Here is a 14176-nt window from a genome sequence, read left to right as displayed (position 1 = left end):
TTGATCTGAAAATTTTCATCCAGTATATAGCTCCATTGCTAAATATTCAAAAACGGTATATTGGTCAGGAGCCAAACTGTGTCTTGACTCGAAGGTACAACACGATCATGAAAAAATTACTGCCTTCCGCTGGAATCGACGTAGAGGAAATACCGCGACTGCTACGGGAAGGGGAGGCCATCAGCGCCTCTTCAGTTCGTAAATATATCCGTCTGGGTCACATGAAAAAAGTGAAGCAGCTTGTACCGGACACAACCTATCGGTTTTTATTGTCAGGGGAAGCTGGAGAAATCATCAGGCGTATTAGAAGGATGTCATAACATGTATTCGTATGAGGTTACCCTTGAGGAAATGCTACAGGCACGCGAAAACCGGGCGAACAGACAAAGACAGCTGATCAGCAGGTACGCGGTACCTTTGCTCAGCATGACGATCAATATCCCAGGACCACAGAAGTCCTCTCCAACTAGTAAATACGTTTTTCATGAAGGCTATCGTATCTTGATGTGTCAACTGGCAGTGAGCCAAATGACACCGCTGCACCGTGAAGCGTATGATCTGCCGACAGGTCCAGAAGCATATATTGCCGTTCAGGCAGACACACAAATATTGAAAAAGTGGGCCATTGCGATTGAAGATGAACATCCACTAGGAAGATTACTGGATCTGGATGTGATTGGACCCAATGGAAGGGCAATTTCCAGAGATGAGCTTGGCCTGGACAAGCGAAAATGCCTCATGTGCGGGCAAGCTGCGCATATATGTGGACGGAGTAGAGCGCACGCACTTCCCAAATTACTGGAAGCTATCAAAGCACTGGTGGACAGTTATATGCGAAACCGTCAAGTGGTCAAACGAGTATGAACGGCGAGGAGCAACTATGATGCCAACAAGCCTATTAAGTGAAAGCCTTGCTCAACAGGCTGTCCTTGCGCTGCTAACAGAAGTCTCTGCCAGCCCAAAACCGGGACTGGTAGACCGATTGGATCGTGGTGCCCACAAGGATATGGACTTCTTTACGTTTATGTCTAGTGCGGCCTCACTTTCCGGCTATTTTGAAAGATGTGCAAAGGCGGGAGATTCCTTTCATGGACAGGATCTCCGTATACTATTTGAGAACCTGCGCCCTTTGGGACAGGAAGCGGAACGGGCTATGTTTGCCGCAACTGGTGGGGTAAACACACATAAAGGTCTTATTTTTTCGCTAGGTATTATTTGTGCCGCCGCCGCGTATTGTTGTACGACACGAGCAACTGTTAGCAGGCTGGATGAACAAGTCATTTGTAAGACCATTGCTCAGATGACCAAAGGTTTATGTGCGAGAGAGCTTGCATCCCTAAAAAAATCAACAGGCTTAACGGTCGGCGAACGGTTGTATAAGGAGTGGGGGATGATGGGCATACGTGGCGAGGTGGAAGCAGGCTTTCCTACCGTGCGAGCGTATGCTCTGCCCGTCTATCGTAAGTTGAATTCATCACAACGTTACCACGTGAATGATATCTGTGTTCAAACACTCTTACAACTGATGGTTGTCAACGAAGATACGAATATTGTTGGCAGACACGACCGGGAGATGCTAGCCTATGTCCAGCAATATGCCAAGCAGGTGCTAGAGGCGGGCGGTATCTTGTCTGAAAGAGGTGTCGCCATGATTCATCAGATGAACGATGATTTTGTGCAGCAAAATGTTAGTCCTGGTGGCTCCGCTGATTTACTGGCAGTCACAATCATGTTGGAGAGTTTAAAAGGGCTGTCTTCCCCAAAGTGAAAGGTTCCCTTTACACCAGACAGGTTTTTTGTAAAACCTGCTGCTGTAAGGGGGACTTTTTTATGTAAACTATTCGTTTGTGTTTTAGTTAGAGGTCTTTCATATAAGAAAACAGGCGTATAAAGAAAATAAGATTGGATTTTTATGGCTAAATGTGTTACGCTTACTTTCCTTTTTTGTGTCGGAGCAAGTGAATAAGATGCAGAAATCGAGACTTGATATTCTTAGGAGGTAACTGAAATGGAGAATGAGTTTCAAAGTGCCTATCAAGAAGAACAGCACAGGCTGTCGCTTGCTATGGAGGAAATTGATCGGAGATTGGAACGGCTTCGCAATACGCCAGTGTACACTGGGCATGATTTTACGGAGCAAGTACTGGAATCCGCACGGGAGGAAAAACGCCAGGCTTTGGCCAAAAGCTCGCAGGAGCCTTATTTTGGACGTATGGATTTTGACGAACGCGGTAGAGGGCAGCGCAAACAGCTTTATATCGGTAAAGTCGGGGTAGAGCGGGAAGAAACATCAGCGTACCCACTTGTGATTGATTGGCGTGCACCGATTGCCAGCTTGTTTTACTCCTTTACTGGCGGAGAAGAAACCGCTTCGTATGAAGCCCCTGAGGGAACGATTGAGGGCTTGGTGTATCTGAAGCGCAACGTGGTCATCCGTAAAAGAATTCTGGAACGGGTAGCGGATACATACAACCGTGAAAGCGACGAGCCAGCCGTTTCCGATGAGTTTCTCGTTTATCGTTTGGGAGAGAACAAGGACAACCGTTTACGGGATATCGTATCTACCATTCAGGCGGAGCAGGATCAGATCATCCGCGCGGCTAAAAATACTGCCCTTGTTATTCAGGGGGTAGCGGGGAGTGGCAAGACGACAGTAGCGCTGCATCGACTCGCATTTTTGCTGTATCAATACAAGGAGCAGGTTTCAGCAGACAAAATGGTTATTTTTGCACCCAACCATATGTTTCTCGATTATATTTCAGATGTGCTTCCAGAGCTGGGGGTCGGAAATATTCAGCAAAGTACATTTGCAGACTGGGCGCTGGGTTTGTTGGGGCTGGATTTAACGCTGGCAGACCCTGCCGAAACGTTAGCTTATTGGTTTGAGAGTGGCGACTTGAGAACGGAATCCATGGATGAGGCACCGGGTCGATTTAAGGGTTCGATTCACTTTATGAAGCTGCTGCAAGCTTTCGTAGAACGGCTAGAGCCTATCTCGGTGCCTAAAGGCGACTTTTCACCTTGGGATGGGGCGGTGCTGCCACGAGCTGAGATTTTGAATTGGTTCAATGAGGAATATAAGCCCTATCCGCTCGCAAAACGGAAGGAGCGTGTGCTGGCAAGAGTCCATCGCTGGATCGAAATGGAATTGAAAAAGTCACCTTCGGCGGCTGCGCTCAAGGATCGGAAGAAAAAAGCAGGAACTCGTGAAAAGGCGTATGCTAAAAAATGGCCTCAATACGACGCGTTGACGCTTTACAAGCAGCTTTTTCAGGCAGCTAAAGGGTTACCCGCGGATACTGCTGCGGAGATGAAAGCTTCTCTGCCGGGGACTATTTTTAAGGCTACACAATCGGACTTACGAAATCAGATCATCCGTGAAGAGGATCTGACTGCATTGGTATATCTTCACGTGCTGGTTCATGAGGTAGATCCATCACAGCGTTTTGACCATGTGGTCATTGATGAAGCGCAGGATTTCTCACCATTCCATATCGCCTTGCTGGATTTGTTTGTAAAAGGGCATTCCTTTACCATATTGGGTGATCTATCGCAGGGAATTCATGAATATCGTGGTGTACATGCATGGGAGGAAATGAGTTCTCTTTTTGCGTCTGAACAAACGGGGTATTTTGCACTTACACGGAGTTATAGATCAACTTTGGAAATTATAGAATTTGCAAATACGATTTTGGAGCAGGGAGTGCGTGGCGGTATTACAGCAGTTCCGGTATTTCGTAGTGGTGATCCGGTGCGTACTGTGTCTTACGACTCGTCCGTACGTGAGCAGAGCTTGCTTACCGCTCTAAAAGAGCTTTCCTCCAAGGAGTATCGTACGGTTTCTGTGCTGACACGTACCTTAAAAGAAGCTGCGGAGCTGCATGAGATTTTCACAAGTGCGGGGTTGGATGTCCATTTGATTGACGGTGGTAAAAAGCAATATGAAGGCGGCTTATCTGTACTGCCTGTATACTTGTCCAAAGGTCTGGAGTTCGATGCAGTTATTGTAGCCGATGCCGACCAGGGTCATTATGGAGAACGGACATGGGATGCCAAGCTGTTGTATGTAGGATGTACGCGTGCGCTGCATGAGCTGTGGCTCTTGCATGATGGTCCACTTCCAAGTTACGTACAGGCGCAAACGGAGTAAATAAAACGCTGTATGTCATGCCAACCAAAGAACAGCCACGAAATTCACTTTTCGTCCCAGGCTGTTCTTTCTTTTTTAGGATGAATCACATGTAAGGTAACAGTTATACCGTGACCAGGCTATCTGCAACCTGTTAACCGATATGGTAGAATAAGAAGCGGTTTATGATCATTTTAATGTAGTAGATGGCTTGAATTTTGATATTTTTAACGGTATGGACGGATAGGTTTTCAATGAAAAAGAACGTGTTCGTTCATAAATGATAAGGAAGTGAATGGAATGGACTTATTTTCATATTCCCAGGAGTCAACGCCCAACAATCGATTGCTTGCAGATCGTCTGCGTCCGACTTCACTGGATGAATATATTGGACAAGAGCATGTTGTAGGTCCAGGCAAACTGCTGCGAAGAGCTATAGAGGCGGATCAGGTCTCTTCTATATTGCTATACGGACCACCCGGGTGCGGCAAAACGACACTGGCACATATCATTTCTCAACACACACAAGGCGATTTCGTCCGCCTAAATGCAGTAGAAGCCTCTGTAAAGGATGTAAGGGAAGTGATTGACCTTGCACAGACGAATAAATCGATGTATGGCAAAAAGACCATTCTGTTTCTTGACGAGGTACATCGTTTCAACAGTTCGCGCCAAGATGCATTGCTGCCTGCGGTGGAAAAGGGAACAATCGTGTTTATTGGCGCCACGACGGAAAACCCCTTTCACTACGTCAACGGCGCTTTAATGAGTCGTTCTACGTTATTTCAGCTTGAAGCGCTAACCCAGGAGCATTCGCTGGCTGCTATGCGTCGTGCCCTGAGCGATGCGGACAAAGGTCTCGGTTATATGCAGCTTCAGGTAGACGAAGCTGCGCTGGATCACATCGCGTCGATGGCGAACGGCGATATCCGCCGTGCATTGAACGCGCTGGAACTGGCGGCGCTCACGACACCTCCACTGGCAGACGGCACAGTTCATGTGACGCTGGAAGTGGCAGAGGAATCCATCCGCCGCCCGATCGTCAAGGCAGACGAGTCTACACAGTATGACGTACTGTCCGCCTTTCACAAAAGCATTCGCGGTTCCAGTGACGCAGCGTTGTTCTGGTTCCTGTATGCCGTAGAAAAGCTCGGCATGGACCCGATGACCTTTATTCGACGCCTCATCGCAGCCAGCAGTGAGGACATTGGCCTGGCGAATCCGCAGGCGATGGTCCAAGCAGTGAGCGCGCTTGAAGCCTACCGCAATAACGGCTGGCCCGAGGCCAAACTGAACATTGCACAAGCCATTTTGTTCGCTGTGGAAAGTCCCAAGTCGAATGCCGTATACACGGCGATTTCACGGGCCATGTCGGCCATGGACGATATGAAATCGGCCGAGGTGCCGCTGCATCTGCGTGATGCACACTACAAAGGCTCGGAAAAACTCGGCCATGTTGGCTATCAATATCCGCATAATTTTCCGAATCACTATGTAAGGCAGCAATATTTGCCCGATTCGATAGCAGATCAGACCTTTTACCAGGCCACTGAGCAGGGAAATGAGTCTAAAATCAGGCAAAACCAGCGTTGGCGGGATTCACAGTCTTAATATCAGTGACTTTAATATAGCGAAGAAGGGAATAAAAAAATGAAAGACGTACTATTCGTCGCCGCAGGTGGAGCGATCGGAACCTCTGCTCGCTATAGCCTGCAAGTACTATTGCCTGCGGCTGGGGCAGATTTTCCGCTTGGTGTGTTGCTAATCAATTGGCTCGGCTGCCTGTTTCTCGGCTGGTTCTTTACGGTAACCTTGCGATCATGGCGGATCAACCCACGCTGGCGACTTGCCATCGGAACAGGCTTTACAGGAGGATTTACCACCTTTTCCACCTTTGCGGTGGATGCTGTACGCCTCACGGTTCATGATCGTATGTTGACGGCAGTGTTGTACCTGCTGCTGAGCGTAGGCGTGGGTTTGTTTTTCACGTGGGCAGGTATCCGTTTAGGCACACAGATGACGCAGACTGCCCCCAAGGAGAAACGCTTATGATCTGGTGGGCGGCAGCGGGCGGAATGGTAGGTACAATAGCGAGATACGGGCTTGGCATGTGGGCTGGAAAAAGGTTGGGTACTGTATTTCCGTGGGGGACCTGGATTATTAATATTAGCGGTTCATTGTTGCTCGGCTGGCTGTATGGTGAGTTTACACAACATCATCTGTCTCCTGCACTCTGGATGCTGCTAGGAACGGGTTTTTGTGGCGGTTACACCACCTTTTCCACATTTGGCTATGAATCTATTCAACTGATGGAACATAAAAAATACCGACGTATGGTTATGTATGTACTTTCTTCTGTAATAGTAGGAGTTATAGCTGCGGCCATCGGGTACAATGTAAGTTATACCTTATAAATTTCGAAGTGGCATGTAAGCACATAATAAAAGCTTCCAAACCCTCAATCAGCGCGTTGTCAGCTGGCAATAGGAAGTTTGGAAGCTTAGTGCTGTGCCTATTTAACTATTTTTTATCTCGTTCTTTGTATAATTCAGGTAAAAGGGCTTTGAGTTCAGGTCTTGGATCAGGGTCAGACAGTTTCATTTCCTCTAGCGTTTGAACGGCAATTCGCAGTACAGTATAATCTCTGTACCAACGATTGTCTGAGGGAACAACATACCAAGGAGCTTGCTTGGTTGCGCTCAGCTCTAGCACATCCTCATAGTATTGGGTATATTGCTTCCAAAATTTCCGTTCCTGCAAATCACTCGGGTCGAGCTTCCAGTTTTTGTGGGGCTTCTCAATCCGGTCAATCAGCTTTCCCAGCTGGAATTGCTTTGAAATATGTAAAAAGATTTTAACCACCTTTACACCACTATCCAGCAGCAATTGTTCAAAATGCTTGATGTGCTTTATATTCCGCTTGGCCTGCTTATCGGATACCTGCCCGTGAACACGTGTGATCAGCACATCCTCGTAGTAAGAACGATTGAATGCTGCGATATATCCTCGTCCTGGAGTTACGCTATGCGCACGCCATAAAAAATCATGGCTTAATTCCTCAGTTGTAGGCGATTTAAAGCTGTGTACAGTCACCCCAGCAGGGTTAAGGTTGGAAAACACCTGCTTGATCACACCATCTTTTCCGCTGCAATCCATACCCTGGAATACAAACAAAACAGCTTGTTTTTTCTCTGTAAATAATTTACTTTGTAATTCCACGAAGCGTTCCTTCAATTGATCTGTTTCCTGTCGGATTTCTTCTTTATTTTTTATATTCTTCGTATCCTTGGGGTCCCATTCTTTCAAAGAAACTTTTTTACCCGGTGTCAACATTCCTAGTGAATCAGACATAAAGGCACGCTCCTTTTCAATTGAAGTAATGATCTTGTCTACATCATATACCCAAATGGGGGCGTTATCAAAAATTCCTTAGTGTCGGAGTCCATTTAACAACCGATGAGCGCATTAATGAACCTCTTCAACGTAAGTTGCCCACAATGAGCAAGTTGTCATTACTCACAGTCATGCGGAAAGTGGATATCAACAGAAACGGTTACACTTTCATTCCTAGACGCAACTTGAAATTTAACTCTACTTTGACCCATAATACTTTTGACATAGTAACCTGTTTATTTCAGTCCATTGGTCACATAGTATAAAAAGGAAATAACAGGATAGTAGATGGATTTCCCTAAATCGCCCCTTCTGATAAGATTATTTCCATCAAAATTAAAGTGGGCGTGGTAGAATGGGGAGAATATTAGTTCCACCTGACAAACTGATGGAAGTTGCTGATCAGTTCTTACACGGAAAGCATGAAATGGAACGTATGCTGAATCTTTTGAATGGACGAATTGATTTTGTCCAACAAGGCTGGTCTGGAGCCACCCAAGAGAGATTTTTTCAGGAATTTCAGGTTTCTCGACAATCCATGAGTGTGACGCTTGAACGACTATCTATGGTTGCACAAGAACTCATCTTTATTTCAAAAAGTTTTACACAGGTAGATGGAGAGAAAGTGGTACTGGATGTGCCGTGGCTTGGCACCCCTGTTAAAACGGCATCCACAGGTGAAGGTTGGTTACATAAAATCTTTGAACAGATTGGACAAGCTGAGATCACCAAGTCTGAAGCTCAATTGGAAGCCAGCAAACTTCAAGGAGAAATCCTTTGGGATACTGCACAGGGAGCAAAAGGAGCTATTCAGGGAAATTTGACATTGGGGATATGGCCTGATAAAGAACGAGATTATGATCATCCCATGGCAGCTAAAGTAGGAGAACTCCTCGGGAATGTAGCTACAACATTGCAGGGGGCTGGTGAGGTAGTAGCTGGATTGGGTGGAGAAGGATTATCAGTTGCTATATCATCTACAGGTGTAGGGAGTATTATTGGGGTACCCGGATTAATTGGATCGGCAGCTTTGGCGGCTCATGGAGCTACAACTGCGGTTAAAAGTGCAAAAGGAGTAGGAGAAAGCTCAGCAGAATTGTGGCAGATGTCGAAAGGAGAAAGTAGAGGTTCGTCTAATTCCCCAGAAGTTAAAGTAGAAAAGGTACCTGATGGTCTTGAAGAAACGGGCGAAATTCAAAAGAGAACGTATGAGCCTAGTCCCAAACATGATCCTCAAAGTGGGTGGGGGAGTCCTAACCCCATTCCAGACGCTGAGACAGGACAAAAGTTATTGGATGCAGCCTATTCATCTTCAAAAAACAAGCAACTATACAATATTTATGAGGGGAAGCTTGTTAAATTTCAACCAGATGGTGAAACGGGTTGGCATCCATATGAGGTTACGAACCCTGCTAGGGAAGTACCTGCCGATGTATTGAGGCAGTTCCTAAGAGATGGTAAAATTACGAAAGTGGAGTACAATAAGCTATTAAGAAATAAGTGAGGTGCGTCATTCTGAGAACATTTGGAAATAAAAGTACTTTTGCTATCCAATATGAACTTGTAATTAATCCTTTTAATGAAAAGAGTTTAGCTGGTGAATCATGGGGGAAGCTTGAATTTTTTGTTCGAGGAAGAAATATTTTTGAGTATAAGAGAGAGAACGTTATAACACCTTTTCAATGGAACTTAATTTATATTGTTGAATGGTTTAGTGAAAATCATATGCATATATTGAGTGAAGAAGCATTTCCTCTTCCAGTTGAAGGACAAAACTCTCTTGAACTTATAGATAACTGTTTGTTGTTTGAGTCCGATAATGACGCTGAATTTGATCAATGGTTCGATACAAAGCAAGAATGGGAGTTTAAACACTCATGGTTTTCAAATAGAGCAGGCTCATTTTTGCCTGATGTATTCTTCAGAAGAGTTAACGATGAAATAGAGATTGCATGGGATAATGAGTCTACGTACTCTTCGGAAGGGATTACTTTCATGAATCCAATTGGAGTTGAATATATTCCTATTAGTATGTTTGATTCTACTGTAAGGAATTTTGTTGAAGATTTTTTGGATAATCTTCTATTAAATTCTAAGAACAAAAGTGACGCCGAAAAATTTTGTGAAAAAATAAAGGGCTTAATAGTCCAAGAATAGTTTTACTGCTTGATTAGCATTATGCCTCTAAGTTTTTTTTCGATGAGCTATCATTATCCAATAAACCAATTATTAAACTCCTAATAGCATGTACACTTTGGAAACCTTTTTACAAGAAATGTTTGTTCAGAATGACAGACATCATAAAGAGCAGATCATCAATTCTCTTCAAAGTATGGACTAATAACGTCTACAGAAAAAGTCGCCTCTCCCAAAACTGGAGAGACGACTTTTTTAATTATGGCTATTCAATGTTAATAGTCATTCATTTAAACCGTTTCAGGCTGGAGTTTTTCAACCTTATCAATGGTTCCGCCACCCAGGCACCGTTCCCCGTCATAAAATACAACTGCTTGCCCAGGGGTAATGGCCTTTTGATGTACATCGAACACGACATGCACGGTTCCATCCGCAAGCCATTGTAAAGTGACTTGCTGGTCAGGCTGACGGTAACGGAACTTGGCTGTGCAGCGGAATTCGCCGGTTGGGCGTGTATCTGCGCCTTCGATCCAGTTCACATCCGTTGCAATCAGGCTGGTAGAATACAGGCTGTGGTGACGATCACCTTGTACCACATACAGGATATTCTTCTCCAGATCCTTATCTGCTACGAACCACGGTTCGCCTGAACCTGAGCCGCCAATGCCCAAGCCTTGTCGTTGACCCAGTGTATAGTACATCAGACCATCGTGGCGTCCTTTGACTTCACCTGTAGCGATATCCACCATATCTCCACCTTTTGCAGGCAGATACCCGCTCAGAAACTCCTTAAAATTGCGCTCGCCGATAAAACATACACCCGTGCTGTCTTTTTTCTTGGCTGTATAAAGTCCCGCAGCTTCTGCAATCTTACGTACTTCTGGTTTCGGCAAATGACCGATTGGGAACATGGTTCGCGACAACTGTGTTTGGCTTAATGCATTCAGGAAATAAGTCTGATCCTTATTGCTGTCCACACCTCGCAGCAAAGTAAAGCGGCCGTCTTCTTCTACAACCCGTGCATAATGTCCAGTAGCGACATAATCTGCTCCCAAATCCAGCGCTTTGTTCAGAAACTCGCCAAATTTAATTTCCCGGTTGCACATGACATCCGGATTGGGTGTGCGTCCAGCTTTATATTCATCAAGAAAATAGGAGAATACTTTATCGAAGTATTCTTTTTCAAAATTGACTGTATAGTAAGGAATGTCGATCTGTTCACAGACGCGGCGCACATCCTCCGCATCCTCTTCAGCCGTACAACGGCCAAATTCATCCGTGTCATCCCAATTTTTCATGAAGATGCCGATTACGTCATAGCCCTGCTCCTTTAGCAGCAGCGCGGTAACGGATGAGTCGACGCCACCGGACATGCCGACGACGACACGGGTTTCATGATTGGCTTTAGCCATGGTCATCACCCAATTCTTTCAATATTGTTGTAGAACCCACCTATTATAACATAAACGATAATAAGTTACGATGTTTGGACGAACAAACGACACGGCGAACGATGAAAGAAAGCTATATAAAACGGGTTAAAACTGTTCCTAATCGCTCGAAAACAACTTTTTTTAAGAATGTTACCGTAATGTTTCCCTTTACCTGCCCTAATATGTTAACATAAGCTGAGGGTTAGGATCGGAATAGAGAGGTTTACAACTCCAATTATTCCGCGTGTTTAACGGAATTGTTACTATAAGCGAGGTGCCACAATTGAAAATATCAACGAAAGGCCGTTACGGCCTGACCATTATGATGGAGCTTGCAGCCAGGTTTGGCGAAGGTCCAACTTCTTTGAAAAGTATTGCCGAAAAAAATCAGCTATCAGAGCATTATTTGGAACAGCTCATTGCGCCATTGCGTAATGCAGGTTTGGTAAAAAGTATCCGTGGTGCTTACGGTGGTTATATTTTGGCGAATGAACCGTCTGGGGTAACAGCGGGAGACATCATTCGTGTACTGGAAGGTCCGATTTCTCCGGTCGATTTTACGGAAGAAGACGATCCAGCTAAACGCCAGCTCTGGCTGCGAATTCGTGACAGCATTGCTGAAGTGCTGGATTCTACTACACTTAAGGACTTGATCACATACCAAGAACATGATGAATTGGATAATTATATGTTCTATATTTGAGGTGGATAACATGAACAGAATTTATCTGGATCATGCCGCATCGACTCCTATGCATCCTGAGGTTGCGCAGACTATGATGGACATCATGACCGGTCAATTTGGCAACGCTTCAAGCGTCCATGCCTTTGGCCGTGATGCCAAGCGCACCGTCAGCGCAGCGCGGGATGCCGTTGCGGCCTCTTTGGGCTGCAAGCCTGAAGAAATTATATTTACAAGCGGAGGGACAGAGAGTGATAATCTGGCCTTGTTTGGGACGGCTACGGCAGATGGTCGTACTTCCGGTCATATCATTACAACCGCGATTGAACATCACGCCGTGCTTCATGCTTGCGATGAGCTGGAAAAAGCGGGATACGAGGTGACCTATGTCCCAGTCAATGGTTTTGGGCGTGTGAACCCTGCGGATATTGAGGCAGCTATTCGTCCAGATACCTTTTTGATCAGCATGATGTATGCCAACAATGAGGTGGGCGTCATTCAGCCAGTCCAAGAAGTAGGACAGATTGCGAGAGAACATGGAATCATATTTCATGTTGATGCTGTTCAAGCCTTCGGGCATATATCCATCGACTGCGAGAACCTCCCGATTGACTTACTTAGCGTATCTGGCCATAAGATCAACGGGCCGCAAGGGGTGGGTGCATTGTATATCCGTCAGGGTACACGCATTCAGCCGCTAATGCATGGAGGCCTTCAAGAGAAGAAACGTCGTGCCGGAACGGAAAATATCGCTGGCATTACTGGGCTGGCTAAAGCCGCATCTCTTGCCAATGCTTCCATTGGGGAGCGTAGGGCGCACGATACCGCTCTTCGTCAAACGCTGCTCAAAGCGTTGGAAGCCTCTCTGGGCAGCGATGAGTTTATAATCAATGGCGATCCTGAATATTTTGTGCCTAATGTGCTAAATATTAGCTTTCCAGGCATTGGTACAGAGACCATGCTGATGAATCTCGATATGGAAGGAATCGCAGCAGCCAGCGGCTCCGCATGCACTTCTGGATCTCTAGAACTATCGCATGTATTACAGGCGATGGATCTCCCTGAAGATGTTTTGAATTCGGCGATTCGATTTAGCTTCGGTTTGGGTAATACTACGGAAGAAATGGAATACACGGCCAAGAAAATTGAAACCATATGGAAGCGGCTGCGTACTAGGTACTAGGGATTTCTCCGCATTTTAGAAGAAGGGAGGAGCGGTTTCCATTTCATTGCATGAACGGAAGCAAGGTATTGACAGGCATGTAGGAAAAGCACCGCACCTTCGTTCGGACTGCAGAGTAAGGAGGGACCCTATATATGAAGCTTCAAGATATGATTGGACTTGCTGTTTTCGATGTTGAGGACGGAAAGCAGATTGGCAAAATACATGACTTTATGCTGACAGCTGATTGGCGAATTACAGGAATCGAGCTGGAAGGTAAAGGACTTTTTTCATCTCATGTCAAAATGGTGGCTTGGGATGACATCGTTGCTTATGGTGAGGATGCGATCATGATTCGCAATCAGCAGGCTGTTCGTAAAACAGAGGCTCATGATATACAACATACGTACTTACTTGGACCCGGTAAACTGAAGGATTTATCCGTGCTAACGGAGGAAGGGCTTATGCTCGGGCACATCTCGGATGTTTATTTTGACCAAGAAATGGGCAATAACATAATAGGCTTGGAAATCAGCGATGGTTTTGTATCGGATATTATAGAAGGGCGGAAATGGCTGCCCTGCACCGAAGATATGTCCATCGGGGAAAATGCTGTTATGGTTCCCCCGTTAAGCGAGCAGCGTCTGGAAAAAGCCATATATTCTGTTAATGGATAGGGTGAGTTTATTGAGATGTCCGAATTGTAATTCCAAAGATATTGGCAAAATTGGTTCCCATCAATTTTATTGCTGGGGATGCTTTATCGAACTTCAGGTGAATGGTGAAAAAATGTCTGTCTACCAGGTGGAAGAAGATGGAACGCTTAGTTCGCTGGACGACTTATTCTTTGGAGATGAGATGGCACAACAGGACTTGCCGCAAATTCACGCTTCTTCCTAAGCTTGACACAAGAAGTGGACAGGCTGCTTATGAAGAGGTGTGATCTACCATCTAATGCTTAAAAATACAGCTTAATGGATTGGATCATGCTTGATAAAGAATGAAGAGGGTGTCCCGACGGCCTATTGGCCTAGGGACACCCTCTTTTGTGTATCCTTTTTTGTGAAAACGGCTAGTTCTACAATTTAAAACGTTTGACCTCTTCTAATAGAAGGTCTGCATGAGAATCAAGTTTGGCAGAAAGGTCGGCAATTTTGTTCATGGCATGACCTTGTTCTTGCACGGAGGAAGCTACTTCCTCGGTAGAGGCTGCGCTTTGCTCAGAGACAGCGACAACGCTG

Annotated in this window: 15 protein-coding genes; 13 read left to right on the top strand and 2 right to left on the bottom strand. The window is 45.5% G+C overall.

Annotated features, from left to right (window positions below):
• The 7 genes from AC5V8P_RS15640 to crcB (AC5V8P_RS15610) all read left to right on the top strand — a co-directional run.
• A partial coding sequence (locus AC5V8P_RS15640; RefSeq protein ID WP_495473714.1) for a nucleotidyl transferase family protein occupies positions 1-320 on the top strand: 320 nt, incomplete at its 5' end.
• Between the two features lies 1 nt (position 321).
• Positions 322-864 (top strand): citrate lyase holo-[acyl-carrier protein] synthase, encoded by a 543-nt coding sequence (citX, locus tag AC5V8P_RS15635; RefSeq protein WP_063213013.1) that lies wholly within the window; start codon positions 322-324, stop codon positions 862-864.
• A 19-nt stretch (positions 865-883) separates the two neighbouring features.
• Positions 884-1768 carry a triphosphoribosyl-dephospho-CoA synthase CitG gene (gene citG / locus AC5V8P_RS15630; RefSeq protein WP_231887543.1) on the top strand — a complete coding sequence of 295 codons (885 nt, stop codon included), beginning with the start codon at positions 884-886 and terminating at the stop codon, positions 1766-1768.
• Between the two features lie 240 nt (positions 1769-2008).
• On the top strand, positions 2009-4150 hold the full coding sequence (locus tag AC5V8P_RS15625; RefSeq protein WP_064796854.1) for a HelD family protein: 2142 nt from the start codon (positions 2009-2011) through the stop codon (positions 4148-4150).
• 279 nt (positions 4151-4429) lie between these two features.
• A complete protein-coding gene (locus AC5V8P_RS15620) occupies positions 4430-5740 on the top strand; it encodes a replication-associated recombination protein A (RefSeq protein ID WP_063213016.1) in 1311 nt (436 codons plus the stop codon).
• A gap of 39 nt (positions 5741-5779) precedes the next feature.
• Positions 5780-6181 (top strand): fluoride efflux transporter CrcB, encoded by a 402-nt coding sequence (gene crcB / locus AC5V8P_RS15615; protein ID WP_063213017.1) that lies wholly within the window; start codon positions 5780-5782, stop codon positions 6179-6181.
• Positions 6178-6543: a fluoride efflux transporter CrcB gene (crcB, locus tag AC5V8P_RS15610; RefSeq protein WP_063213018.1), complete on the top strand. Its 366-nt coding sequence runs from the start codon at positions 6178-6180 to the stop codon at positions 6541-6543. The genes crcB (AC5V8P_RS15615) and crcB (AC5V8P_RS15610) overlap by 4 nt, the downstream gene beginning before the upstream one ends.
• A gap of 106 nt (positions 6544-6649) precedes the next feature.
• On the opposite strand, the gene AC5V8P_RS15605 is transcribed toward crcB (AC5V8P_RS15610), so the two are convergent.
• Complete coding sequence (locus tag AC5V8P_RS15605; protein ID WP_064796853.1) at positions 6650-7480, bottom strand: PPK2 family polyphosphate kinase; 831 nt, start codon at positions 7478-7480, stop codon at positions 6650-6652.
• A gap of 397 nt (positions 7481-7877) precedes the next feature.
• Between AC5V8P_RS15605 and AC5V8P_RS15600 the strand changes: the two genes are divergently transcribed.
• Both AC5V8P_RS15600 and AC5V8P_RS15595 read left to right on the top strand, forming a co-directional pair.
• Complete coding sequence (locus AC5V8P_RS15600; RefSeq protein ID WP_081276807.1) at positions 7878-9026, top strand: WXG100 family type VII secretion target; 1149 nt, start codon at positions 7878-7880, stop codon at positions 9024-9026.
• Complete coding sequence (locus AC5V8P_RS15595; RefSeq protein ID WP_064796852.1) at positions 9023-9679, top strand: DUF5984 family protein; 657 nt, start codon at positions 9023-9025, stop codon at positions 9677-9679. Before AC5V8P_RS15600 ends, AC5V8P_RS15595 begins: the two co-directional genes overlap by 4 nt.
• Before the next feature lie 269 nt (positions 9680-9948).
• Here the strand turns inward: AC5V8P_RS15595 and mnmA are convergent, their stop codons facing one another.
• A complete protein-coding gene (mnmA, locus tag AC5V8P_RS15590; protein WP_167669732.1) occupies positions 9949-11070 on the bottom strand; it encodes a tRNA 2-thiouridine(34) synthase MnmA in 1122 nt (373 codons plus the stop codon).
• Between the two features lie 304 nt (positions 11071-11374).
• Here mnmA and cymR point away from each other — a divergent pair, with 304 nt between their 5' ends.
• From cymR to AC5V8P_RS15570, 4 genes are all read left to right on the top strand, one after another.
• Positions 11375-11794: a cysteine metabolism transcriptional regulator CymR gene (cymR, locus tag AC5V8P_RS15585; RefSeq protein ID WP_013372613.1), complete on the top strand. Its 420-nt coding sequence runs from the start codon at positions 11375-11377 to the stop codon at positions 11792-11794.
• Positions 11795-11804: 10 nt separating this feature from the next.
• Positions 11805-12956 carry a cysteine desulfurase family protein gene (locus AC5V8P_RS15580; protein WP_064796851.1) on the top strand — a complete coding sequence of 384 codons (1152 nt, stop codon included), beginning with the start codon at positions 11805-11807 and terminating at the stop codon, positions 12954-12956.
• Positions 12957-13090: 134 nt separating this feature from the next.
• Positions 13091-13612 (top strand): PRC-barrel domain-containing protein, encoded by a 522-nt coding sequence (locus AC5V8P_RS15575; RefSeq protein ID WP_013372611.1) that lies wholly within the window; start codon positions 13091-13093, stop codon positions 13610-13612.
• A 10-nt stretch (positions 13613-13622) separates the two neighbouring features.
• A complete protein-coding gene (locus tag AC5V8P_RS15570; RefSeq protein WP_013311529.1) occupies positions 13623-13835 on the top strand; it encodes a YrzR-like zinc ribbon domain in 213 nt (70 codons plus the stop codon).
• Positions 13836-14176 lie beyond the last annotated feature (341 nt).

The organism is Paenibacillus sp. N119s (assembly GCF_059447605.1).
This window is presented reverse-complemented; position numbering and strand designations above follow the sequence as displayed.

What these genes read in the sequence shown, in the direction of transcription:
- citX (WP_063213013.1), top strand. Translation starts at nt 322, where the DNA reads ATGTATTCGTATGAGGTTACCCTTGAGGAAATGCTACAGGCACGCGAA.
- citG (WP_231887543.1), top strand. Translation starts at nt 884, where the DNA reads ATGCCAACAAGCCTATTAAGTGAAAGCCTTGCTCAACAGGCTGTCCTT.
- AC5V8P_RS15625 (WP_064796854.1), top strand. Translation starts at nt 2,009, where the DNA reads ATGGAGAATGAGTTTCAAAGTGCCTATCAAGAAGAACAGCACAGGCTG.
- AC5V8P_RS15620 (WP_063213016.1), top strand. Translation starts at nt 4,430, where the DNA reads ATGGACTTATTTTCATATTCCCAGGAGTCAACGCCCAACAATCGATTG.
- crcB (WP_063213017.1), top strand. Translation starts at nt 5,780, where the DNA reads ATGAAAGACGTACTATTCGTCGCCGCAGGTGGAGCGATCGGAACCTCT.
- crcB (WP_063213018.1), top strand. Translation starts at nt 6,178, where the DNA reads ATGATCTGGTGGGCGGCAGCGGGCGGAATGGTAGGTACAATAGCGAGA.
- AC5V8P_RS15605 (WP_064796853.1), bottom strand. Translation starts at nt 7,480, where the DNA reads ATGTCTGATTCACTAGGAATGTTGACACCGGGTAAAAAAGTTTCTTTG.
- AC5V8P_RS15600 (WP_081276807.1), top strand. Translation starts at nt 7,878, where the DNA reads ATGGGGAGAATATTAGTTCCACCTGACAAACTGATGGAAGTTGCTGAT.
- mnmA (WP_167669732.1), bottom strand. Translation starts at nt 11,070, where the DNA reads ATGGCTAAAGCCAATCATGAAACCCGTGTCGTCGTCGGCATGTCCGGT.
- AC5V8P_RS15580 (WP_064796851.1), top strand. Translation starts at nt 11,805, where the DNA reads ATGAACAGAATTTATCTGGATCATGCCGCATCGACTCCTATGCATCCT.
- AC5V8P_RS15575 (WP_013372611.1), top strand. Translation starts at nt 13,091, where the DNA reads ATGAAGCTTCAAGATATGATTGGACTTGCTGTTTTCGATGTTGAGGAC.